The 23,366-nt window shown below is 73.8% G+C and carries 16 protein-coding genes; 11 read left to right on the forward strand and 5 right to left on the reverse strand.

Annotation, left to right across the window (positions count from 1 at the left end; genetic code table 11):
- Positions 1-50: 50 nt before the first annotated feature.
- From OG389_RS27445 to OG389_RS27465, 5 genes are all read left to right on the forward strand, one after another.
- Positions 51-344, forward strand: a complete 294-nt coding sequence (locus OG389_RS27445) for a DUF503 domain-containing protein (RefSeq protein ID WP_030161467.1) — start codon at positions 51-53, stop codon at positions 342-344.
- A 27-nt stretch (positions 345-371) separates the two neighbouring features.
- Positions 372-824, forward strand: a complete 453-nt coding sequence (gene rbfA, locus OG389_RS27450) for a 30S ribosome-binding factor RbfA (RefSeq protein ID WP_328301102.1) — start codon at positions 372-374, stop codon at positions 822-824.
- Positions 821-1,729, forward strand: a complete 909-nt coding sequence (gene truB, locus OG389_RS27455) for a tRNA pseudouridine(55) synthase TruB (protein WP_328301103.1) — start codon at positions 821-823, stop codon at positions 1,727-1,729. Before rbfA ends, truB begins: the two co-directional genes overlap by 4 nt.
- A gap of 282 nt (positions 1,730-2,011) precedes the next feature.
- Positions 2,012-5,908: a trypsin-like peptidase domain-containing protein gene (locus tag OG389_RS27460; RefSeq protein ID WP_328301104.1), complete on the forward strand. Its 3,897-nt coding sequence runs from the start codon at positions 2,012-2,014 to the stop codon at positions 5,906-5,908.
- A 65-nt stretch (positions 5,909-5,973) separates the two neighbouring features.
- Positions 5,974-6,954 carry a bifunctional riboflavin kinase/FAD synthetase gene (locus OG389_RS27465; RefSeq protein WP_328301105.1) on the forward strand — a complete coding sequence of 327 codons (981 nt, stop codon included), beginning with the start codon at positions 5,974-5,976 and terminating at the stop codon, positions 6,952-6,954.
- An 85-nt stretch (positions 6,955-7,039) separates the two neighbouring features.
- Here OG389_RS27465 and OG389_RS27470 read toward each other — a convergent pair whose 3' ends face one another.
- The 3 genes from OG389_RS27470 to eccE all read right to left on the reverse strand — a co-directional run bounded on the left by OG389_RS27470 (position 7,040) and on the right by eccE (position 12,572).
- The gene (locus OG389_RS27470) at positions 7,040-9,532 is read right to left on the reverse strand and encodes an SCO5717 family growth-regulating ATPase (protein WP_328301106.1); all 2,493 of its coding nucleotides are present in this window, start codon (positions 9,530-9,532) and stop codon (positions 7,040-7,042) included.
- Between the two features lie 1,043 nt (positions 9,533-10,575).
- On the reverse strand, positions 10,576-11,286 hold the full coding sequence (locus tag OG389_RS27475; RefSeq protein ID WP_328301107.1) for a hypothetical protein: 711 nt from the start codon (positions 11,284-11,286) through the stop codon (positions 10,576-10,578).
- Entirely contained in the window at positions 11,283-12,572 is a 1,290-nt protein-coding gene (gene eccE, locus OG389_RS27480) for a type VII secretion protein EccE (RefSeq protein WP_328301108.1), read from the reverse strand. The genes OG389_RS27475 and eccE overlap by 4 nt, the downstream gene beginning before the upstream one ends.
- 262 nt (positions 12,573-12,834) lie before the next feature.
- Here eccE and eccB point away from each other — a divergent pair, with 262 nt between their 5' ends.
- From eccB to OG389_RS27500, 4 genes are all read left to right on the forward strand, one after another.
- The gene (gene eccB, locus OG389_RS27485) at positions 12,835-14,427 is read left to right on the forward strand and encodes a type VII secretion protein EccB (RefSeq protein WP_328301109.1); all 1,593 of its coding nucleotides are present in this window, start codon (positions 12,835-12,837) and stop codon (positions 14,425-14,427) included.
- Positions 14,427-15,677: a type VII secretion-associated serine protease mycosin gene (gene mycP / locus OG389_RS27490; protein WP_328301110.1), complete on the forward strand. Its 1,251-nt coding sequence runs from the start codon at positions 14,427-14,429 to the stop codon at positions 15,675-15,677. The genes eccB and mycP overlap by 1 nt, the downstream gene beginning before the upstream one ends.
- Positions 15,678-15,936: 259 nt before the next feature.
- On the forward strand, positions 15,937-16,233 hold the full coding sequence (locus tag OG389_RS27495; protein ID WP_328301111.1) for a hypothetical protein: 297 nt from the start codon (positions 15,937-15,939) through the stop codon (positions 16,231-16,233).
- Between the two features lie 47 nt (positions 16,234-16,280).
- A complete protein-coding gene (locus OG389_RS27500; RefSeq protein WP_328301112.1) occupies positions 16,281-16,589 on the forward strand; it encodes a WXG100 family type VII secretion target in 309 nt (102 codons plus the stop codon).
- Between the two features lie 93 nt (positions 16,590-16,682).
- Here OG389_RS27500 and OG389_RS27505 read toward each other — a convergent pair whose 3' ends face one another.
- Positions 16,683-16,937 (reverse strand): DUF397 domain-containing protein, encoded by a 255-nt coding sequence (locus tag OG389_RS27505; RefSeq protein ID WP_328301113.1) that lies wholly within the window; start codon positions 16,935-16,937, stop codon positions 16,683-16,685.
- A 108-nt stretch (positions 16,938-17,045) separates the two neighbouring features.
- Positions 17,046-21,029 carry a type VII secretion protein EccCa gene (gene eccCa / locus OG389_RS27510; protein ID WP_328301114.1) on the reverse strand — a complete coding sequence of 1,328 codons (3,984 nt, stop codon included), beginning with the start codon at positions 21,027-21,029 and terminating at the stop codon, positions 17,046-17,048.
- Positions 21,030-21,306: 277 nt separating this feature from the next.
- Between eccCa and eccD the strand changes: the two genes are divergently transcribed.
- Positions 21,307-22,809: a type VII secretion integral membrane protein EccD gene (gene eccD, locus OG389_RS27515; protein ID WP_328301115.1), complete on the forward strand. Its 1,503-nt coding sequence runs from the start codon at positions 21,307-21,309 to the stop codon at positions 22,807-22,809.
- A 172-nt stretch (positions 22,810-22,981) separates the two neighbouring features.
- Positions 22,982-23,269 (forward strand): 30S ribosomal protein S15, encoded by a 288-nt coding sequence (gene rpsO / locus OG389_RS27520; protein ID WP_327255219.1) that lies wholly within the window; start codon positions 22,982-22,984, stop codon positions 23,267-23,269.
- Positions 23,270-23,366 lie beyond the last annotated feature (97 nt).

A 23,366-nucleotide genomic window follows, 5' to 3' on the forward strand; every position in this document is an offset into this window, starting at 1 on the left:
CGACGGCCGGCAGGCCACCGAACCCGCACCGGCGGGATATCCGGAACTGCATGTACGTGGGGACTCTGTCCTTCGATCTGCTCCTCGGCGACGTTCACTCGCTGAAGGAGAAACGCTCCGTCGTCCGGCCCATCGTGGCCGAGCTCCAGCGCAAGTTCTCTGTGAGCGCGGCCGAAGTGGGCGACCAGGACCTGCACCGCAGGGCCCGTATAGGGGTCGCTCTGGTGAGTGGGGACACGGGGTTCCTCTCGGATGTACTGGACCGCTGCGAGCGGCTGGTCGCGGCACGTCCGGAAGTGGAGCTGCTGTCCGTACGACGGCGGCTCCACGGTGATGAAGACTGACTGCAAGACGAAGAAGGAGACGCACCAGTGGCCGACAATGCGCGGGCGAAGAAGCTGGCGGACCTCATCCGGGAGGTGGTGGCCGAGAAGCTGCAGCGCGGTGTCAAGGACCCCCGCCTCGGTACGCACGTGACCATCACGGACACCCGGGTCACCGGCGATCTGCGGGAGGCCACGGTCTTCTACACGGTCTACGGCGACGACGAGGACCGGGCCAGTGCGGCAGCGGGCCTGGAGAGTGCCAAGGGCGTACTGCGCTCCGCGGTCGGCCGGGCGGCGGGCACCAAGTTCACGCCCACCCTGACCTTCGTGGCGGACGCCCTCCCGGAGAACGCCAAGACCATCGAGGACCTCCTCGAGAAGGCGCGCACCTCCGACGCCCAGGTCCGCGAGGTGTCCTCCGGGGCCCAGTACGCCGGCGACGCCGATCCGTACAAGAAGCCCGATGAGGACGAGGACGAGGACGCAGCCGCGGAATGAGCACCAACGCAGGGAAGACTCCGGACGGCCTGGTCATCGTCGACAAGCCGTCCGGCTTCACTTCGCACGACGTGGTCGCCAAGATGCGCGGGATCGCCAAGACCCGCCGCGTCGGCCACGCCGGCACGCTCGACCCGATGGCGACGGGCGTGCTGGTCCTGGGCGTCGAGAAGGCCACCAAGCTCCTCGGCCACCTCGCGCTCACGGAGAAGGAGTACCTCGGCACCATCCGGCTGGGGCAGAACACCCTGACGGACGACGCCGAGGGTGAGATCACCTCCTCGACCGATGCCACCGGGGTCACCCGGGAGGGCGTGGACGAGGGCATCGCCAAGCTGTCCGGCGAGATCATGCAGGTCCCGTCCAAGGTCAGCGCCATCAAGATCAAGGGCGTGCGCTCCTACAAGCGCGCGCGGGACGGCGAGGACTTCGAGATCCCGGCCCGGCCGGTGACCGTCTCCTCGTTCCAGGTGTACGACATGCGCGAGGCGGAGGCCGAGGACGGCACCAAGGTCGTCGACCTCGTCGTCTCCGTCGTCTGCTCCAGCGGTACGTACATCCGCGCGCTCGCCCGTGACCTGGGCGCCGACCTCGGCGTCGGCGGGCACCTCACGGCGCTCCGGCGCACGCGGGTGGGCCCGTACAAGATCGACCGGGCGCGCACCCTCGACCAGCTCCAGGAGGAGCTGACCGTCATGCCGATCGCCGACGCGGCGGCCGCCGCGTTCCCGCGTTGGGAGCTGGACGCCCGGCGGGCGTCGCTGCTGGCGAACGGGGTGCGGCTGGAAATGCCGGAGGAGTACGAGCCCGGCAAGGCGGTCGCGGTCTACGGGCCGGGCGGGGAGCTGCTCGGGCTCGTGGAGAGCAAGGGCGGCAAGGCGAAGTCGCTGGCGGTCTTCGTCTGATCGACGTGGTCCCGTCCGATCGAGGCGGTCTTCGTCCGATCGACCCGGTCCTCCTGCGACCGACGTGGAGCGGTGAGCGCACATCGACTGCTGCTCACCGCTCCACGACCCCCCTCGGGTAGGTCTCTATCCACCCGGACCCCTTAATTCACCCGTCCGAGCAGGCGCTCGGAGTGAATGGAGGGAGCGAAAGGGGGCGCTTTCGCCTCGCGTGCTTTTCCCGCTGATCTTCACCTGCCTACCGTCGTGGGTACGGGGCGCGCGCGGCGGGGAGTGGTTGCGGTGACGGCGGAACTGATCAGGATCTTCGATCTCGCCGGGCGGCCGCGGGGGAGCGGCTTCGTCGCCGACGACCGCGGGACGGTGGTGACCAGCCACGAGGCCGTGGACGGACTGGCCCGGGTGGTCCTGCACGGGCCGCCACCGGGGGAGCGGACCTGGCTGGCGGGGGTCTCGGACGTGACCGCCCTGCCCGAGCTCGGGCTGGCGCTCGTACGGAGCGACGGGCTCGGGGTGCGGCCACTGCCGGTCGCGCCGCGCGGGGTGGTCGCTCCGGGGACGTACGTACGGCTGGCCGCGCGGGGCTGGCGGCAGGCGCGGGTACTGGGCGTGGCCGAGGCCACCTACACGGCGACGGACCGCTTCCACCTGCTGCCGGCGGCGCTGGAGCTGGCCATCGGTACCGATGGCCAGGACGCGCTGCGGCTGGGCGGCGAGGCGTGCGGGGGTCCGGTGCTGGACGCCCGGACCGGAGCGGTGCTCGCGGTTCTGGGCACCGCTCTGCAGGCGGAGCACCGGTCCGGAGGCTTCGCGGTGCCCCTCGCGGCGGCGGCCGCCGCGGATCCGGGCGGCCCACTCGCCGATCTGCTGGAACGCAACGCCGCCACCGTGCCCGGTTACGGCGCCGACCTGAACCTCGCCGGAGCCCTCCAGCTCACGGGCACCACACTGGGCCCGGCCCTCGCCGCGCGGGAACCGGAGCCGACGGACCGCCCCGCGATCACCGCCGAACTGGACGCGTTCGCCGGCTGCGGCTGCGGCTGCGGCTGCGGGGCGGTGGCTACTGGCGCCGGCGCCGCCGGGGTCGGCATCGCCTCGGTCTCTGCTTCCGGCGTTGCCTGTGGCTCCGGTGCCGCCTCGGCCTGTGGCTCCGGCTCGGTCTCTGGTACCTCCTGTGCCTTGGCCGCGGCCGCTGCCTCCGGGGCTGGTGCCGGGGACGGACAGGTCCTGGCGCTGGTGGGGCGGCCCGGTACCGGCCGTACGACTGCTCTCGCCGCCCTGGCGGTCCGCCGGGCCCGCGGTCCGCGGCCGGCCCCGACGCTCTGGCTGCGGGGCGCCGACCTGTGCGCCGACGACACCTCGCTGGCCGACGCGGTGACGCGTGCGCTGGCCGAGGCGGGACGGATCCTGGAGGTGCCGGGTGGCGGGGCGGTAGTGGCGGGGGCGGCCTTGGATCGCGCCGGGGCCGCGGGAACGGTCCCGGGGGCGCCCCCGGCCGGGGTCGCGGCCTCGGTCCTGGCCTCGCTCGTGGCTTCGGCCGGGCGGGCGCTCCTCGTCGTCCTGGACGGGCCGGAGGAGATGCCGCCGCGGCTCGCGCACCGGCTCGGGCCGTGGACCGGAGCCACCGCGGCGTGGCTGGAGGCGACCGGGGCCCGGCTGGTCGTGGCCGCCCGGCCCGAACACTGGGAGCAGGCCGGGAGGCTGTACCCGCCCCGCATGCTCCACACCCCGGCCCGGCCGGCCCGGCGGCTGCCGCCCGCGCTCCCGATCGGTGATCTCACCCCGGACGAGGCGGAACTCGCCCGTGGCCGCCTCGGGATCCCGGCCGACGCGGTCGCGGGGGCCGACGCCCGGCACCCGCTCACACTGCGGCTGCTCGCGGACGTCCGCGCCGCCGGGGTCACCGCCGGCCGTCCGTCCCGTGACGAGGTCTTCGCCGCGTACCTGGACCTGCTGTGCCTGCGGGTGGCCGTCCGGGTGTCCGCCGCGCTCCCGCAGCCCCGCAGACCCGACGGGGCGGGGGAGCCGGGCCGCGCGGGCGGGGAGGAGCCGGCCGGGGTGTACGGACCCGGGGCGGGGAGGCTGGCGGCGCGCGTGGCCGGGCGGGTGCACGAGGCCGCGCGGCGCTGCCTGGGGCCGGGGCAGGGACAGCTGGACCGGGCCTCCTTCGAGGAACTGTTCCCCTGGCGCACCGGCTGGGCCTCCGCGGTGCTCACCGAGGGCCTGCTGGTTCCCGCCGGCGAGGGCTACCGGTTCGCGCACGAGGAACTCTCCGACTGGGTCCAGGCCGCGCACCTGGACCTCCCCGCCGCCCTGGACACCCTGGGCCGGGACGTTCCCCGCCACCGCATCGGACCCGTGCTGGAGGCCCTGCGCCAGCTGCCGCCCGCCGAGCGGGAAGCGACACTGGCGCGGCTGGTGACCCTGCTCGACGGCGACGGCGACGGCGACGGCGACGGCGACGGCGACGGCGACGCCCGCGACCCCGCGCCCGAAACCCGCTGGTGGGCCGCCCGGCTGGTGCGCGAGACCCTCCTGGGTCTTTCCGACGCCACTCCCTGCCTCCCCGTCCTGCACGCCCTCGCGGGACACCTGGCCCGGTCAGCCGCACCGGGACGGGTCCGGCCGCGGTCACCGGCCCCCGGGGGTGCGCCGGTCCGGAGCCCGGCCGGCTCCGCCGCCTACGCGGGGGCGCTGGGGGACACCGGACCCGCCGCCACCCCCGGATGGGCGGGAGCCGCCACCGGCGGGGACGACCGGGTCCGCGCCCCGGCCGGGAGCCCGGGGACCGGCCGGCCGCCCGGTACGGGCGAGCGCGTTGACGTTGAGGGCGAGTTCGGGGGCTGGTTCTGGAACCGGCTGCGGTTGCCCGAGGAGGACCGCTTCGATCTGCTGCGGCGGCTGGTTCCCCGGGACCACCGGTACCTCGAAGCCGCCGCCCGCCGACTGGTCCGGGCGCCGCGCCTCGTGCAGCCACTGCTCTGCGGCTGGTTCGACGACGAGCACCGGCTGCTCGGGCGGCCCGGGGCCACCGTCGCCACCGCCGCGCAGGCGCTGCTGCACACCCACCGGCGGTTCGCCGTGGACGATCTCACCGAGGCGCTCGTCTCCGCCGCGCACCCCCGCGCCGACGAACTGCTCGCCGTGCTCGCCGAGGACGAGCCCTCCGCGCTCTGCCGGGCCGTGGACCGCTGGGCGCACGACGAGCGGCCCGCCCGCCGGGTCGCGGCCGCCGCCTACGGTCCGCTCACCGCCCCGCACGTACGGACCCCCGCCGACCGCGAGCTGCTGCGCTACGCCGCGCAGGCACTGCTCGCCCGTACCGGCGACGCCTCCCTGCACGGCAGCGCGCTGGGGATCCTGCTCCGCGACCCCCAGGTACGGGCCCGCTACCTCCCCGACGCCCTCGCCTGCTTCCGCGACCCGGACAGCGGTACGCGGCTGCCCGCCTCCGCGCTGGTCGCGGCGCTGCCCGTGCTGCCCGACCCGGACGCGGTGTTCACCGCCCTGCGGGAGCGGGCCGACGGGGAGGTGGTGCGCGCGCTGGCCGCGCTGACGACGCCGGGTCTGGCGCGCCGCGCGGCCGAACTCGTACGGGAGCACCTGGCGCGGCACCCGCAGGACGCCGCGTACGCCGCAGAGTTCGTGGACCGGCGGCTCGAACAGGGCCTGGCCGCCGCCCCCGTGCTCCGCCCGCTGGTACTGGACCTGCTGGGCTCCGGTCCGCCGGAAGTACGGGCGGCGCTGGCCACCGTACTGGCCGCGCCGGGTACGGAGCCCTCGTACACGCTCCGGGGCGAGCTGGCCGGGGTACTGCTCGGGGAGGAGCTCGACCCGGTAGTGCTCGACGCGTTCCTCGGCGCGCTCGCCGCGGGGGCGGCCGGTGGCGGTGGCGGCGGCGCCGCGGAGGACCGTACGCGGGAGCTGCTGAGGCGCACCGGCCGGCAGCTGCTGCGGGCACCGGGCGGACCGGCGGTCTTCGAGCGGCGCACGGTCGAGCTGGCGCGGGCCGAACCGGCCTTCGGCGCGCTCGTGGCCCGCTGGCTGGCTCGTGCGCCGCAGGAGGCGGCGGCGCTGCTGGGGCCGAGCGCGCGCCGGAGCGTGGAGACCCTCGGTCACAGCGTGTGCAGCGCGGGCGACGCCGATGATGGGCACCGGCCACCGGCATGGCAGTCTTAGACCTGCAATCGGCAATCGGTACAGGGCATACAGGGCCTACAGGGTTCGGGCGAGGAGCGGTCACAGTGCAGCGCTGGCGTGGCTTGGAGGACATCCCCCAGGACTGGGGACGCGGCGTCGTCACCATCGGCTCCTACGACGGCGTCCACCGGGGTCATCAGCTGATCATCGGACGGGCCGTGGCCAGGGCCCGCGAGCTCGGCGTCCCGTCCGTCGTCGTCACGTTCAGCCCGCACCCGAGCGAGGTCGTCCGCCCCGGCAGCCACCCGCCGATCCTGGCCCCGTACGACCGGCGCGCCGAGCTGATGGCCGGGCTGGGCGTCGACGCGCTGCTGATCCTGCCGTTCACGGCGGAGTTCTCGCAGCTGTCGCCGGCCGACTTCATCGTGAAGGTGCTCGTCGACAAGCTGCACGCGTGTGCGGTCATCGAGGGCCCGAACTTCCGCTTCGGTCACAAGGCCGCCGGGAACGTCGAGTTCCTGCGGCAGCTGGGCACCACGTACGACTACGAGGTCGAGGTCGTCGACCTGGTGGAGCGCGGCGAGGCGGGCGGCGGAGTGCCCTTCTCCTCCACGCTCGCGCGCAAGCTGGTGGCGCAGGGCGACATGGACGGCGCGGCCGAGATCCTGGGCCGCCCGCACCGGGTCGAGGGCGTCGTGGTGCGCGGTGCGCAGCGCGGGCGCGAGCTCGGCTACCCGACGGCGAACGTCGAGACGCAGCCGCACACCGCGATCCCGGCCGACGGGGTGTACGCGGGCTGGCTGACGGCGGACGGCGAGCGGATGCCGGCGGCGATCTCGGTGGGAACGAACCTGCAGTTCGACGCCACCGAGCGGACCGTGGAGGCGTACGCGATCGACCGGGTCGGGCTGGACCTCTACGGCATGCACGTGACCGTCGACTTCCTCGCCTACGTGCGGGGGATGGCGAAGTTCGAGTCGCTGGACGGGCTCCTGGAAGCGATCGCCGACGACGTGAAGCGGGCACGGGTGCTGACGGAGTCGTACGACGGGGACGCGGCGGACGCGTCCGACCCGGCGGTCTGAGACCGCCGCCCCGGGGCGTGCGCGAGGGCCCGTACCGGTCTGGAATCCAGGCCGGTACGGGCCTTTCGTGCGTGCGGGGGCTCCGTCAGCCGAGGCGCGGGTCGCGCGGGGGCTGGCCGGGTTGCTGCGGGTACTGCTGAGGGTGCTGTTGCGGCGGTGCCTGCTGCGGTGCCTGCGGTCCCTGTGGGGGCTGCTGCTGCCAGGGCTGACCGGGAGTCGGGTAGGGCTGCTGGGCGTACGGCTGCGGGGGCTGGTCGTACTGCGGGCCGGGCGCGCCGGGCCGGCCGGGCTGCTGCGGGTGCTGGCCGGGCTGGAGGTGCTGCTGGGGCGGGGGCTGCTGGCCCCAGTGGTTCTGCGGGGCCTGCTGCTGGGCACGGACGAAGTCCTCGGCGACCAGGGCGGAGAGGTTGAAGTACGCCTCGCGCGTCTTGGGCCGCAGGAGGTCGAGGTCGACCTCGGCACCGGCCGCCAGGTGGTCGTCGAACGGGACCACGACGACGCCGCGGCAGCGGGTCTCGAAGTGCCGCACGATGTCCTCCACCTTGATCATCTTGGCGGTCTCGCGGACCCCGGAGATCACGGTGAGGGAGCGCGAGACGAGGTCGGCGTACCCGTGCGCGGAGAGCCAGTCGAGGGTGGTGCTGGCGCTGCTCGCGCCGTCCACGGACGGCGTCGAGATGATGATCAGCTGATCGGCCAGGTCCAGGACGCCGCGCATCGCGGAGTAGAGGAGGCCGGTGCCCGAGTCGGTGAGGATGATCGGGTACTGGCGGCCCAGCGTCTCTATGACGCGGCGGTAGTCCTCGTCGTTGAAGGTCGTCGAGACGGCCGGGTCCACGTCGTTGGCGATGATCTCCAGACCGGAGGGGGCCTGGGAGGTGAACCGCCGGATGTCCATGTACGAGTTCAGGTACGGGATCGCCTGGACCAGGTCCCGGATCGTGGCCCCGGTCTCGCGGCGCACGCGTCGGCCGAGGGTTCCGGCGTCGGGGTTCGCGTCGATGGCCAGGATCTTGTCCTGGCGCTCGGTGGCGAGGGTGGCGCCGAGCGCGGTGGTGGTCGTGGTCTTGCCGACGCCGCCCTTCAGGCTGATGACGGCGATGCGGTAGCAGGACATGACCGGGGTGCGGATCAGCTCCAGCTTGCGCAGGCGCTCCGCTTCGGCCGCCTTGCCGCCGAAGCGGAAGCGGCTGCCGGCGGAGGCGTTGTTGCCGCTCTTCGGCTTCTGCTTGCCGCGGAGCAGGCGGTCGGAGGACAGCTCGACGGCGGCGGTGTAGCCGAGTGGGGCGCCGCCGTTGCCTCCGGCGGACTGGGCGGCGGGGTAACGGGGGTCGTGCCCGTGCGGGCCCTGGGGTCCCTGCGGACCCTGAGGTCCCTGGGGTCCCTGCGTCCACTGGCCGCCGGTGCGGGGATCGGCGTACTGCTGTGCGGGCGGAGCGGGCGGGGAGACCATGTACCCGTCGTCGGGCTGATGCGGGTGTTGCTGCGCGGGCGGTTGTGGCGCGTGCTGCTGCGCGGGCGGCGGGAACCCGTACCCGGCCTGCGGGGCCGGGGACACGGGGAACTCGAACGGCAGCGGCGGCAGTTCGGCGTCGGGGGATCCCCCGAACGTGTCCTCCGCACGCGGCGCCGGAATGACCGTGCCCTCGGGGGGAGTGGGCGTACGCAGGCCGGCGACGGGCCCGGCATCTACGGGACCCGGGCCGGGGTGGGCGGAGTCCGGACCGAGGGGCGCCGAGGCGGCGGCCGGGCGGGGCGGGTCCGGGTAGGCGGGAGCCTCGGCGGCGCGCGCCGAGTCGGCCGGGTCGCCCTGGAGGCCGCTCGGGTGCTCCGGAACCGATGGCGCCACTGCCGGGACGCCGGGGCCCGCACCGCCCGGGAACTGCGGCGGGGCCACGTCGGCCGGGACCGAACCGACGAACGGTGCCGCCGCCGGGGTGCCGCTCTCCGCATCGGTTGGCGCGGGCCGCTGGACCGGGGGAGCGCTGGCGGCGCCGGTCGGCGCGGGCGCGTACGGGTCGCCGAAGGGCGCTTGCGCCGGCGCGATGTGCTGAGCGGCGTCCGGGAGCGGCGGCACGGCGGTGCCCGCCGAACCGGCCGGGCTCTGCGCGTCCGGCGCGTACGGGGCCTCGGAGTCACCCGGGTACGCGGGCACCGGGGACGGCGGGACGGCGCCCTCCGCGCCGACCGGCGTCGGCGCGTGCGCTGCGGCCGGGGTGGCCGGGTACGGCGCTGCCGGGGCGTAGGGGGTATCGGCCGGAGTGTCCGTGGCCGGTGCGGTCGGTGCGGCAGGGGTGCCCGCGTACGGCGTCGCCCCGTCCGAGGCCGCGCGCGGAGCCGGTGGAGCGACTCGCATCGGGGGAGGGGTCGCCGGGTCCGAAGGCCGGTGCGGCTCGAAGCCGCTGCCCTGCGGCAGCTCCGGGATCGGATTGGCCGCCGGGGCCGCGCCCTGCGTGTACCAGGCCGGCGGGGTGTAGTCGATGGTGAACTCGCCCGTCAGTTCGGGCTCCGCGTCGGACTGATCGTCCGTCGGGACGTCCCACGTCCCGCCGCGCCTCTCGTTCCGATCGCCGCTCACTGGTCCTCCTGGTCTGTCGAACACTGGTCCGGCGTCCCACCGCGCCACGCCGGCACCCAGCCTAATCGGGCCCCGAAGCCGGTATCCGCCCCCGTCGGCCCGTCCACGAGTGGACAACGGAACACGGGCCGCCTACATCCTGCCCACACGGCCGCGCCCCGGGCCAATCACCGGTCCGTCCTGCCGCACGACCAACCGCTCCTGCCCGCCTCGGCCGCTCCCGCCTCGGCCGCTCCCGCGCCGTCCGTTCACGGTGGCTGCCGTCCGGTCCGGTCGTTGTGCGGCCTGCCGGTTCAAGGACGTTGGCTACCGGCCCGGTCGTTCCCACCCCACCCGTTCACGGCTGGCCGACTTCCACGCCGGCCCGTTCTCGCCCCGCCTGTTCGCGCGCGGCCGACTTCCGGCCCGGTCGTTCGCGACCCGTCCGTTCGTGTGCGGCCGACTTCCCGTCCGTTCGCACGTGGCCCGCCGGTTCGAGGCCGACCGGCCTCCAGCCCCGTTGTTTCGCGCCCTGGCCGTTCACGGTCGGCTGGCTTCCACCCCTGCTGTTCGTACCCCGCCCGTCCACGACCTGCCGATTTCCTCCCGGCCCGACCGTTCGCAGCACGGGTGCTCGCTGCTTTGCTGGCTCGCGGTCCGGCTGTTCGCACCATGCCCGTTCACGGCTCAGCCGGCTCCCGGTCCGGCCGCTCGCAGCGTGCCCGTTCACGGCTCCGCCGACTCCCAGCCAGGCCGTTCGGAACCTGCCGGGTTCACGGCCTGTCGGCTTCGGCCCACCCCGTTCGCGCTCTGTCGACCCTTGGCCGGGTCACTCGCTCCCGGTTCGTAGCGCGGCCGGTCGCCTCCCGCGGTTCTGCTGCGGCGCCCCGGTCCACGGCCGCCCCGTCCACCCGCGTCCCGCACGGAACCGTCCCGCAAGCCGCCGTCCCGCGTGGGAACTCCCCGTTGCGAGTCCGCATGCCGTGGGGCGTGCACGGCCCGGCGGTTCCAGCCGCGCCCAAGCAGAAGCCGCCAGCCGGCGCAGCCGCCCCGCCCCGCCAGCCTCAGTCGATCCGCCGCGCCGGACCCAGCAATCCCGTCTCCGTGTCCGTCGGCTGCGTCATCACGAACTGGCGGTCCAGCTCCGTGCACCACAGCGTGACCCCGTCGCCCAGCGTAGGCAGCGATTCGACCGCCTCCGCGGGCAGCCGCATCAGCCGGCCGAGCTGGTCCGCCTCGTCCGGGGAGACCCGCTGGACGCCCACCAGGGAGGAATTGCGCACGAGCCGGGGGGCCGTCGGGCTCAGGTACGGCAGCAGCGTCAGTACCGACTGCCACGGTCCCGCCGCGACGCGGCCCCGGGGCGGGCGCATTCCGCAGTCGCGGATCACCAGGACCGGGCTGCCCGCCGACGCGCCCTGCGGCGGCACCCGGCCGACGTCGTGCAGGGTCACGCACTGCTGCCCGCCGCCCGCCGCCTGCGCCAGGCCGGACCACACCTGGCCGCGCCCGGTCTCCACCGTGACCCGCGCACCGGTCGCCGCCGCCCGCAGCGCCAGGACCTGCACCGTCCACAGGCCGCCGATCAGCGTGACGTCGTACGGCGTGGGCCGGTTGATGCCGAGGACCGCCGGGCGGCCCTGCGCGTCCACGCCGATGACCACCCCGTCGTCACCGACGGGCAGCGCCAGCGCGTCCAGGTCCGCGGCCTGGACCACGTGCCGCTCCCTGCGCGGGCCGACCAGGCCGAAACCGCCTCTCGCGGAGACCTTCATCGTGCTCCTCCCAGCGGCAGCGAGGCCAGCAGCCCCGGCACCTGCTCCCGGTCCAGGCGCACCAGCCCGGCCTTGACGCCCCGCGCCGTCTGTTCCAGTCCGCGCCGCGCGGTGACCAGTTCCTCGTCGCTGCGCCCGGTGACCCGCACGTGTCCGGTCAGCGTGACCTCGTACCGTGCGGCCGGGGTCATCGTCAGGCTGAAGTTGGTGGCCAGCGCGGGCAGCGAGGTCAGCAGCGCGACGAACTGCGGCAGTCCCGCCCCGGCGCCGCCCAGCTGCGGCCAGCGGCTGATCCAGTACGTGGTGTGCCGCCGGTCGTCGCAGCGCCAGGTGCGCGGGGTCTCCTCGGTACGCCGTCCCGTTGCGGCCGAGCGCCCGGCCTGGGTGATCGCCATCGGGTTCGCGCACGAGGAGGTCGCCAGCGCGCCCGTCAGCTCCTGCTCCGTCAGCACGGTCGCGCGGAACCCGGCCCCGGCCAGCCGGCTCGCCAACTGGTCGGCCACCCGCACCAGACACCGCTGGGCACCCGCCAGCCCGCCACCGCGCGCGGTGACCGCGTCGGGGCACAGCTCCGGATCCAGCTTGAGCGCGATCCACGTGAGGCGCACCGCCGGGCTGCCCGTCATGGCCTGGAGCGGCGCGTAGTTGCGCGTGGCCATCGACTGGGCCGGCAGGTGCGGCGCCGGCGCCGGCTGGGTGTGCTGCACCAGTTGCGCGGACTCCAGCCGGATGCCGTCCACTTCGAGGACGTCCCGTACGAGGGCCAGCGGCAGCGGCCGCGCCGTCCGGTCGGGCCGCAGCGCGGTGGCGTCCATGTCGACCTGGACGACCGCGGTCAGGAAGGTGCCGTCACCGACCATCCCGACGGGCCGCCGGTCACGGTCGCGATCCCGGTCGCGCTCGCTGAACGTCAGTGTCCGCAGCGCCGGATCGGCCTCCACGAGCGGGGCCAGCCCCGGCTCGGTGCCGGCCGGGACCGCCGTGGCGGCGGTCCGGCGCCGGCGCGCGCGAAGGGCCAGCGCGCCGCCGATCCACTCGGGCAGGGAGCGCCGATGGCGGCGTACGAGTGCGAGCACGACGAGGACCAGGGCGAGCACACCGGCCGGCGCCAGCAGCAGCGGTTCCACCACCCAGGCCGCCAACAGCCCTGCCGCGGCGACCTGGAGGAGTACGAGCTGTTGCAATCGGAACGGGCCGAACCGCCCCGGGCTGGACTTCGGATGCGGCGTCACTCCGGGCCGCGCGGGTGCGGACGCCCCGGTCCGCGGCCTCACTGCAGTGGCCATCACTCGCGCACCTCCCCTTTCGAGGGCTCGGGCCCCAGAGCTCCGGCATCACGCGCGACAGCCGGCCGCTCGACCCGGGAATCTCCCCAATCCGCCCCAACACCCCTTGTTTCCCCCGGCCCGGAAGGCGTGGAGCGGCTGCCTCACCCTACCCGGCCCCCGCCCGGCCTCCGTCAAGAGGCATAGTAGGTGGCCGGTCGGACAAATCGAGGCCCGGAGACCGTACCCACCGACCGGGCCGTGCGGGGAGAATCAGGCGGCCATGGCATCACGACGTGACGAGCTCAACGCGTACACCTTTGCGAAGCGACGCACGGTGGCCGCGTTCCTTCAGCCTTCCGCGACCGGGTCCGAAGAGGGAGCCCCGCGGCCGCTGCGCGCCGTCCTGCCCAGTGTGGTGACCGCGGCGCTCGTCCTCGCGGGTTTCGGGGCCTGGGGCATGTTCAAGCCCACGGCCCCCAAGGGCTGGGACACCCCCGGTGCCCAGGTCATCGTCGGCAAGCAGTCGACGACCCGGTACGTCGTGCTGACGACCAAGGTCGACGGCAAGGAGCAGACCCGGCTGCACCCGGTGCTGAACCTGGCCTCCGCCCGGCTGCTGCTCGATCCCGCCAAGGCCAAGGTCGTCCAGGTCGACGACAAGGTGCTGGACGCGGGCAAGCTGCCGCGCGGCCCCATCATCGGCATCCCCTACGCCCCCGACCGGCTGCCCGCCCCGCAGGACGCGGGGAAGGCCAAGCGCTGGGTCGTCTGCCAGCAGCCCGGCGGCAACGGCCGCGGCGTGCAGACCGCCACCTTCGTCCTCGCCGACCGCGAGGCGAAGCTGATGGACGACGGGCGCCGGCTCTCCGACGCCCAGGCCCTGTACGTGCAGAGCACGGGCCCGTCCAGGAGCAGGTACCTGATCGACGCGGCGGGCACGAAGTACCGGTTCCCCGAGGGCACCGCGGACGCCCGCACCATGACCAACGCCCTCGTCGGCGGCAGCGCCGTCCCGCAGCAGGTCACCGAGGAGTGGCTGGCCGCCCTCGGCGCCGGCGACGACCTGGCCTTCCCGCCCCTGCCGGGCGGGAAGGCCGGGGCCCCCGCCGGGGTCAAGGGCCTGGCCAGCCCGGACGACAAGGTGGGCATGGTGCTCAAGGCGGTGACCGGTTCCGGTGCGCAGCACTACCTGGTCCTGCCCGGCAAGGTCGTCCCCGTCTCCGACTTCGTCGCCTGGCTGATGATCTCCTCACCCGCGACCGACGGTCTCGACATGCACGGCAAGCCCCACGAGGTGGACCTCCAGTCCATCAACCCGGACCCCGTCCCCTTCAAGGGCGACGCGAAGTGGCCGCAGAAGAAGACCGACCGCGTCAACGAGGTCCACCCGGCCGGCGCCCCCGCCGGTGGCGCCGACGCCGGCCGCGACACCGTCTGCGGGGTCCTGCGCTCGGTCGACGCCCAGGGCGGTCAGACGCTGAGCACCTGGGCCGGCACCGGCTTCCCCGTCGACATCACCGCCAGCGGTACGAGCGCCTACGTCACTCCGGGCACGGGCCTGCTCTACACCCAGACGCAGGGCCGCCAGACCACCGCCGGCGGCGCGCTGTTCCTGCTCACCGACACCGGCCTGCGCTACGCGGTCCAGGCCAACGGCGACAGCGACGCCGCCCAGCCGTCGCCCGGGGCGAGCGGGGCAGGCGGGCCGTCCGGCCCGACCGCCTCCGACGGCCGCCCCGCGCCCAGCCAGGCCCAGGCCCGGCTCGGATATGCGGGGGTGGTCCCGGTGACGGTGCCCATCGCGTGGTCGGAGTTCCTCTCCAAGGGACCGCGACTGGACAGCAACTCCGCCCGCCAGCCCCAGGGTTCGTGATGCGCGCCGCTCCGAAGCCCGCCGTCGCGGTCCTGCTGGCCGCCGCCGCCCTCGCGCTGGGGGCCGCGCCGCAGTCCTCGTACGAGGAGCCGCGCCAGGCCCCGTACGCCCTGGAGCTCGACGGCGCCGGTGAGTGCACCTTCCCGATGAAGAAGCAGATAGAGGACCGCCCGTGGGCGCTCCAGCGGCTGCTGCTCGACGAGCTCTGGGCCGACACCAAGGGCCGCACCAAGGACGGCAAGAGCGTGCGCGTCGCCGTCATCGACACCGGGGTCGACCGGGTGAACCCCCAGCTCAGCGACGCCCTCGACATCGGGGCGGGCCGGGACTTCCTCGACGCCAAGGGCGACGGCACCGGGGACACCGTCGGGCACGGCACCAAGGTCGCCGGGCTGATCGCGGCCCGCCCGAAGCCCGGTACCGGCTTCGTCGGGCTCGCGCCCGAGGCCACGATCATCCCGATCCGGCAGAACGACGGGCAGGGCAACGGCAACGCCCAGACCCTGAGCGAGGCCATCGACCACGCGGTGGCCAAGGGCGCCCAGGTCATCAACATCTCGCAGGACACCGACGCGCCGATGACCGCGGACTCCAAACTCGGCCAGTCCGTCAGGAAGGCCGTCGAGGCCAACGTCGTCGTCGTCGCCTCGGCGGGCAACGACGGCCTCACCGGCCAGAAGCGCCCCACCTATCCGGCGGCCTTCCCCGGCGTCCTGGCCGTCGGCTCCTCGGACCGCAACAACGAGCGCGCCGCCTTCTCCCAGCCCGGCTCCTTCGTCGGGATCGCCGCACCCGGGGTCGACATGGTCTCCACGGTCCCCGGCTTCGGCCAGTGCGTGGACAACGGCACCAGCTTCTCCGCGCCCTACGTCGCCGGGGTCGCGGCCCTGCTGCGCGCCAAGCACCCGCAGTGGAGCGCGCAGGAAGTGGTCTGGCAGCTCCAGAACACCGCGGAGCGCTCCGTCAACGGCCATGACGACTACGTCGGCTGGGGCGTCGTCGACCCGCTCCGCGCGCTCACCCAGTCCGCCGTGGGAGCGGAGCCCCCCAAGGCCCCCGTCCCCGACCCCGGCCCGCCGCCCGCGGCGGCCCCGGAACCCGCCGCGATGCGGACGAGCGAGACGGTGCGCGAACGCGACGAGCGGCTCGGCACGTACGCGCTGGGGATCGGCGGCGTACTGATCGCGGTGATCGCCGGGAGCGCGACGGTGGTCCGGGATGCCCGGAACAGAAGGCGCCGTTTGCAGTGAACGGTCACGGTTCATCAACAGATCCCAAAGGGCTGTGTTGGGTAAGGCCGATCAACTGACTACAGTGATCGGAGGCTTCACGACTGTGATCGGGGATCGCGCGTGGAGCGGAGGGGGGATCCGGGGCACGTGGCTGAAACCATGCCCTCGAACGACCGCTCCGCTGTGCGATCCGCCGGTTCTGTCTGGCGAATTGAGAAATGAGGAGCTTCGGATGACCACTAATTTCGGACTCGCTGATGACCCGGTAAAGCAAGCGATGAACAAGATCTCGGAGACCGCCGAAAGCGTCACACGGCAGTCCCGCGAGCTTGCGGACATCCTTGCCACCGTCAGTGCCGGCTGGACCGGTGTGGGCGCATCGGGGTTCACCTCCGCGCAGACGGTCGTCAACGAGGACCACGACGAGATCCGCCGGCTGCTCGGCGTCCTGCACAACGCGGTCTCGCAGACCAAGAACCTGAGCAACGCGCAGGACGACGACGTGGTCTCGGCGTTCCAGGCGGTCAAGTCCGCCAGCGGCGGTGGCAACACCTCCGCCCTCAACGGGATCTGACCCCACTGCCCCAACCACCCGCCCCGCCCCGTGCGAAGGAGAAGATCATGACCGCGAACGACGGGCACACGAAGGTCCGGTACGAGAGCGTCCAGGTGATGGCGGACCGCATCCGCATCGTCTCGGACAACATCAAGAAGGACCTGGACGACATGGGTGCGGCCCTGACGGTCGTCACCGACACCTGGGACGGCGAGGCGCACGCCCAGTACATCGAGCTCCAGCGCAAGTACAACGGCAAGGCCGACCACATGCGCGCCCAGCTGCGCCAGGTCGCCGACCTCATCGAGCGCGGCAAGAACGACTACCGCGCCACCGACGTGAAGGCCTCGCGGCTGTTCACCGAGGCCTACTGAGCCCGGCGGCGCAGCACGCGCCGCGAGAGGTACGAGGAAGGGGCGCGCCCGCACCGGGCGCGCCCCTTCCTCATGCCCCGGCGGGGCGACGGCCTACGCGGTCTCCCGCGGCCCCCGGTCCAGGTCGAACTCCCCGTCCCTGGCCCCGAGTACGAACGCCTCCCACTCGGCCGCCGTGTAGCGCAGCACGGTGTCCCGGTCCAGCGAGGACCGCATCGCCACCGCGCCCTCGGGCAGCCTGGCGATCTCTACCCGCTCCTCGTCGGGCGAGGTCCCGGGCGGGCCCTCCCATTCGACGCCGCTGATGTCGAGCGCGTACAGCTCGTCCTTCTCCTGCTGAGTGCCCATGTGCGGCCTCTCCTTCGGTGGTGCGGTCCCTGCCGATTATCGGTGCTGACCAGCCGCGCGCGGGAGGCTTTGCGGAACCCTCCCCGAACCCCTCCCGCGCGCCCCGGCCTACATCCCCGGCATCCGGCCGATCTGCACCAGCGAGGTGCCGCGCTTGCGCGAGACGAAGGACGCCCGGCCCGGAGGCATGGGACGCGGTCGGACATTGCCGACGAGATCCCCCTCGGACGGATCGCCGGACAGCACCACGCCCTGCGCCCCCAGCTCCTTGATCCGCTGCATGAACGGCTCGTACAGCGCCCGCGAGGCACCCGCCGAACTGCGCGCGATGACGAAGCGGACGCCCGTGTCGCGCGCGAACGGCAGGAACTCCACCAACTGCGCCAGCGGATTGCCCTGGCTCGTGGCCACCAGGTCGAAGTCGTCGATGATGATGAACACGTCCGGGCCCGTCCACCAGCTGCGGTCGCGCAACTGCTGCGGCGTGACGTCCTGCGGCGGCTGCCGGCGGGCGAACACCCCGCCCAGCGCCTCCATGTGCATCTGCAGCGAGCTCGCCATCGGCGCGTACTCCAGCAAGTGCTCCTCCGGCAGCGCCCCGAGCAGGCCGCGCCGGTAGTCCCCGACCACGAGCCGGGCCCGGTCCGGGCCGTAGCGCTCCGCGATCCGCTCGGCGATGAGCCGCAGCAGGTTGGTCTTGCCCGACTCGCTCTCGCCGAACACCAGGAGGAAGGGGTCGGTCTCGAAGTCGATGAACACCGGCTCCAGCTCGGTCTCGTCGATGCCGATCGAGATCCCGCGCTCCGGGTACTCCCCGCCCTTCGGCAGCTGGTCGGCGTGGAGCAGCCGCGGCAGCAGCCGTACGCCGGGCGCCGCCTGGCCCGCCCAGTTCTGCTGCACCGCCGCCACGAAGGCGGCCGTGGCCTCCGACAGGTCCTCCGCCGCGTGCGAGCCGTCGATCCGCGGCAGCGCGCCCAGGAAGTGGAGCTTCTCCGCGACCTGGCCGCGGCCCGGCATCCCCGTCGGGACGTTCGCCGCGACCTTGCGGTCGAACTCGGAGTCCATGACGTCACCGAGGCGCAGCTCCAGCCGGCTGAGCATCTGGTCCTTCAGGGCGGCCCGCACCTCCATGTACCGGGCGACCGTGACCACCACGTGGATGCCGTATCCCAGCCCCCGGGCCGCGATGTCCGTGACGACCTGCTCCAGGGCCTCGTACTCGCCCCGGAAGGCACCCCAGCCGTCGATGACCAGGAAGACGTCGCCCCAGGCCTCGCCGGGCAGCTCGCCCGCCGCGCGCCGGCGCCGGTACGTGCCGATCGAGTCGATGCCGTTCGCGCGGAAGAACTCCTCGCGCCGGCGCAGTACGCCGACCACCTCCGCGACCGTACGCCGCACCCGCTCCGGGTCCAGCCGGGACGCGATCCCGCCCACGTGCGGCAGCTCGGCGAGCGAGGACAGGCCCCCGCCGCCGAAGTCCAGCCCGTAGAACTGCACCTCGCGCGGGGTGTGCGTCAGGGCGAACGAGGAGATCAGCGTCCTCATCAGCGTCGACTTGCCCGACTGCGGGCCGCCGACCACCATCATGTGGCCCGCCGCACCCGAGAAGTCCCGGTACAGCACCTCGCGCCGCTGCTCGAACGGCTTGTCGATGAGCCCGAGCGGAACGACCAGCCCGCCCGGCCGCGTGTACCCCTCCGCGTGCAGCCCGCGCTCCGCCGAGGGCGCCAGCGCCGGCAGCAGCTGGTCCAGCGGCGGAGCCTGGTCGAGCGGCGGCAGCCACACCTGGTGCGCCGGCACCCCCTGACCCTCCAGCCGTCCCACGATCACGTCCAGCACCGTGTCCGCCAGGGCGTCGTCCCCCTGCCCGGCCCGCGCGTCCTGCTCCGCCCGCGCCGTCAGGTACGCCGGGTCCGGAGCCGCGTACACCACCGGTACCGGCGCCGCCGTGAACAGCACCGGCCGCCGCTCCACCGGGAACAGCCCGACCGACAGGTCCGGCCCGCCCGAGCGGTAGGTCCCCGAGACGTACGCCGCCTTGAACCGCGTCATCTCGTCCGTACCGAACTTCAGGTAGCCCGAACCCGGCACCGACGGCAGGTGGTAGGCGTCCGGCACGCCGATCGCGGTCCGCGACTCCGCCGCCGAGAACGTCCGCAGACCGATCCGGTACGACAGGTACGTGTCCAGCCCGCGCAGCTTGCCCTCCTCCAGCCGCTGCGAGGCGAGCAGCAGGTGCACGCCCAGCGACCGGCCGATGCGGCCGATCTGGATGAACATGTCGATGAAGTCCGGCTTCGCGGTCAGCAGTTCGGAGAACTCGTCGATGACCAGCACCAGCGAGGCCAGCGGCTCCAGCGGGGCGCCGGCCGCCCGGGCCTTCTCGTAGTCGTGGATGTTCGCGTAGTTGCCCGCCGAACGCAGCAGCTCCTGCCGGCGCTGCAGCTCGCCGCGGATGGAGTCGCCCATGCGGTCCACGAGCGTGAGGTCGTCCGCCAGGTTGGTGATGACCGCCGCCACGTGCGGCATCTGCCCCATCCCGGTGAAGGTCGCACCGCCCTTGAAGTCGGCCAGTACGAAGTTCAGCGTCTCCGAGGTGTGCGTGACCGCCAGCCCCAGCACCAGCGTGCGCAGCAGCTCCGACTTGCCCGAACCGGTCGCGCCCACGCACAGCCCGTGCGGGCCCATGCCCTCCTGCGCGGCCTCCTTCAGGTCCAGCATCACCGGGGAGCCGTCCTCGCCGACACCGATCGGCACGCGCAGCCGCTCACCGGCCGAGCGCGGCCGCCAGGTCCGGGCCACGTCCACGGCGGCGGCGTCACCCAGGTTCAGCAGGTCGGTGAAGTCCAGATTGGCCAGCAGCGGCTCGTCGTCGTCTCCGCCCCCGGTCCGCAGCGGCGCCAGCTGCCGGGCCAGCGCCTCCGCCGCCGGCAGCGACAAGGTGTCCGGCACGCCCTCGTAGGCGACGCCCGCACCCGACTCCAGCCGCAGCCGGCCCGGCCGCACCACGACCGACAGCCCACCGCGCGCCTCGTCCAGCTCGCCCGCCACCACCTCGACGACGGTGACACCCTGCAGCCCCTCGGGGGCCGCGAACACCGAGTCCGGCGGTACCAGCCCGCCGCGGGAACCCGAGTCCAGTACGAGGACCACGTGCGGCTGGTCCAGCACCGGGGACCCCTCCCGGCTGAACCGGGGCCGCCCCTCCAGCCGGGAACCGAGCAGCCCCTCCAGCTCACCGAGGTCGTCGCCGAACAGCCGCTTCGTGCCGGCCCCGTCGATCTGACCCGGTACCTGGGTGTGCGGCAGCCACTTCACCCAGTCCCACTCCGCCACCGCGCCCGGCGCGGCCACCACGGCCACCATCAGGTCCTCGGGGGAGTGCAGCGTCGTCAGCTGCGCCACCAGGGCCCGCGCCGTCCCGCGCGCCGACTCCGGCTCCCCGGACACCGTCACGTGGTAGAACGCCCGCAACGACACCGCCACCGGCAGCCCGTCCAGCGTGGAGTGCACCTTCAGGAACCGCTGCATGGCACCCGCCGTGAGCGGCTCCAGCTCGTCCACCGGCGCCGTGTCCGGCGCCACCAGCGCCGTCGCCAGCCGCTGCGCGCCCAGCCCCAGCCGGGCCTGCCCGAAGTCCGCGTCGCCGACCCGGCGCTCCCACAGCCGAGAACCCTCGGCCACCACCGACCACAACTGCTCCGGAGCCGGGTGCAGGTACAGCTGCGCGTCCCGCTGGGCCCGCGCGGTCCTGCGTACCTGACGACGGGTCTGCGCCAGGTACTTGAGGTAGTCCCGGCGCGTATCGCCCATTTGCCCTTGCGTACCGCGCCGGTGGCGCACCAGCTGGGCGACGAGCATGCCCACCGTCGACACCATCATCAGCACGCCCATGATGCGCATGAACGGCGCGGCGCCCGGCATGAAGAAGAAGACGGCCGACGAGCCCATCCCGAGCATCGGGAGGAGCTGCATCAGCACGCCCTCCTGCTGGCCCCGCGGAAGCTCCGGCGGAGCCTCCAGCCTCAGTTCGTCCGAAGGCACTTCGGGCGGCAGCGACCGGGGCGGACGTTTGACGACGATCTGGCTCACCGGAGCATCAATCCCTCGAAAACAGACGGGACGTCGCAACGGGCGCCCTCAAGTCCCGGGCGCGAAGGGGGTCTCCTCCGCAGACAGGTGATCCTACTTGCCGACAGTCACCCGCACTCCCGGTAGGGTGGCGCGCGCGGCATGCGCATCCGCGAATCGACCGCGCACCGGCCGGCCGGACCACGCGGCCGCCGGGCCGCGACGCACCGCGGAGCGCACCAACGCACGCCCGAAGCACGCCCGAACACGCACGCACACACCAACCGGGGGACACCAGGTGAACACCGCCGAGGCGACCGGCTTCCGCAGGGTCACCGTCGTGGCTCCCGACAGCCGCATAGACGTCGCCCTCCCCGAGGACATCGCCGTCGCCGACATCTACCCCGAACTGCTGCGCCTCACCGGCCAGACCCAGCCCGTCGGCGCACCCACCGGCTTCCACCTGGTCCTGCGCTCCGGCACCGTCCTCGACGGAGCCCGCACCCTCGCGGCCCAGCAGGTGCTCGACGGCGAGGTGCTGAGCCTGCGCCCCTTCGCCGAGTCGCTGCCGCCCGCCGTCTTCGACGACGTCTCCGACGCCGTCGCCTCCGCCGTGGTGCGCGACCGCCACCGCTGGACCGACGACATGCTGCGCGGCGCGGGCCTGACCGGGGCGGCCGTCCTCTTCGTCCTCCTCGGCTTCGTCCTCTGGTACGCCGACCCCGTCCTGCACGACATGCACGGCCTGCCCGGCATCGTCGCCGGCTCCGTCGGCGTGCTCCTCACCGCCGCCGCCGGCGTCCGCGCCCGGGTCTACCGCGACCGCGGCTCCGCCGTCGCCCTCGGCCTCGCCGCCGTACCGCACCTGCTGCTCGCCGGCGTCGGCATCGTCGCCCCCGCCGCGGGCCACGGACCGGGCCGGCTCCAGTTCCTCCTCGGCTGCGTCTGCGCGCTCGTCGCCTCCGTCGCCCTCGTCGCCCTCACCCCGGACGGCGACGCCCCCTTCGTCGCGGCCACCTTCCTCGCCGCGACCGGGACGCTGGCCACGTTCACCGCCATCTCCGCCGACGCCGGCGCGACCTCCGCCGCGGCCGTCTGCGCCCCGGCCGCCATCGGCCTCGTCGCCTTCCTCCCCGGATTCTCCGCCCGCTTCGCCCGGCTCCCCATCGGCTACGCAGCGCCGCAGAGTGCCGTGGCCGAGTACGAGACCCCGGACCGTTACGAGACCGAGCCGTACGGTGAGCGCCCCGCCGACCAGCACGACTCCGGGGCCCCGCTCGACGCCGAGGCCATCGCCGCCCAGGCCCGCCGCGGCCACGAGATGCTCCTGGGCCTCGTGGGCGGCTGCGCCGCGGTCGCCGTCGGCTCCGCCGCCGTCCTCGGCTTCTCCGACAACACCTGGGCCCGGCTCCTCGCCCTGGCCACCGGGCTCGCCATGCTGCTGCGCGCCCGGCTCTTCCGCTACACCTCCCAGGTCGCCTGCACCCTGGTCGCCGGCTTCGCCGCCCTCGGTCTGCTGGTCCTCGGCCTCGCCATGCACCCGCCGGCCGCCCTGCTCCGCGAGCTCGCGCTGTACGGGGACCACGGCGGCCTCGAGCTCCGTACGCTCTGGCTCTCCGCCGCCGTGGCCGCCGGCGCGGCCCTCCTCGCCGGAATTGCGCTGGTCATTCCCCGCAAGGGTCTGTCACCCTTCTGGGGGCGCCTGCTCGACCTCACCGAGGCCGCGGTGCTGCTCAGCCTGGTCCCGCTGACCCTGGCCGTGCTCGACGTCTACGCCCGGGCCCGCGCTCTCACCAGCTGAGACGGGGCGCAGCGGCAGCCTGGTACGCTGTGTGACGGCCGTTTGTGTACGCGCTCCCGGAGTCCTCTGGGGGCTGCGCTCAGCGGAGCCCGCCTCCCGAGTTACGGAAGATCCCCAGAGAATTCGACCTGGGGCACTCGGTGGCAACGAAGACCTATTACGAGGAGTACGCGTGCCGCTCGACGCCGCAGTCAAGAAGCAGCTCATCGCAGAGTTTGGTGCCAAGGAGGGCGACACCGGTTCCCCTGAGGTCCAGGTCGCGATGCTGTCCCGCCGCATCTCGGACCTGACCGAGCACCTGAAGGCCCACAAGCACGACCACCACTCCCGTCGTGGTCTGCTGATCCTGGTCGGCCAGCGCCGCCGCCTTCTGCAGTACCTGGCCAAGAAGGACATCCAGCGCTTCCGTACGCTGGTCGAGCGCCTCGGCATCCGCCGCGGTGCGGCCGGCGCCAAGTAAAGACGCTGTGAAGGGAGCGGTTCCCACATTGAGGGGGCCGCTCCCTTTGCTGTACGTGCGCGACGTACCGCACGCTTTGTAGTCTGGAAAGCGTGCA

The organism is Streptomyces sp. NBC_00435 (genome assembly GCF_036014235.1).
GTDB lineage: Bacteria > Actinomycetota > Actinomycetes > Streptomycetales > Streptomycetaceae > Streptomyces.

What these genes read in the sequence shown, in the direction of transcription:
- OG389_RS27445 (WP_030161467.1), top strand. Translation starts at nt 51, where the DNA reads ATGTACGTGGGGACTCTGTCCTTCGATCTGCTCCTCGGCGACGTTCAC.
- eccE (WP_328301108.1), bottom strand. Translation starts at nt 12,572, where the DNA reads ATGGCCACTGCAGTGAGGCCGCGGACCGGGGCGTCCGCACCCGCGCGG.
- mycP (WP_328301110.1), top strand. Translation starts at nt 14,427, where the DNA reads ATGCGCGCCGCTCCGAAGCCCGCCGTCGCGGTCCTGCTGGCCGCCGCC.
- eccB (WP_328301109.1), top strand. Translation starts at nt 12,835, where the DNA reads ATGGCATCACGACGTGACGAGCTCAACGCGTACACCTTTGCGAAGCGA.
- OG389_RS27495 (WP_328301111.1), top strand. Translation starts at nt 15,937, where the DNA reads ATGAACAAGATCTCGGAGACCGCCGAAAGCGTCACACGGCAGTCCCGC.
- OG389_RS27500 (WP_328301112.1), top strand. Translation starts at nt 16,281, where the DNA reads ATGACCGCGAACGACGGGCACACGAAGGTCCGGTACGAGAGCGTCCAG.
- truB (WP_328301103.1), top strand. Translation starts at nt 821, where the DNA reads ATGAGCACCAACGCAGGGAAGACTCCGGACGGCCTGGTCATCGTCGAC.
- OG389_RS27475 (WP_328301107.1), bottom strand. Translation starts at nt 11,286, where the DNA reads ATGAAGGTCTCCGCGAGAGGCGGTTTCGGCCTGGTCGGCCCGCGCAGG.
- OG389_RS27505 (WP_328301113.1), bottom strand. Translation starts at nt 16,937, where the DNA reads ATGGGCACTCAGCAGGAGAAGGACGAGCTGTACGCGCTCGACATCAGC.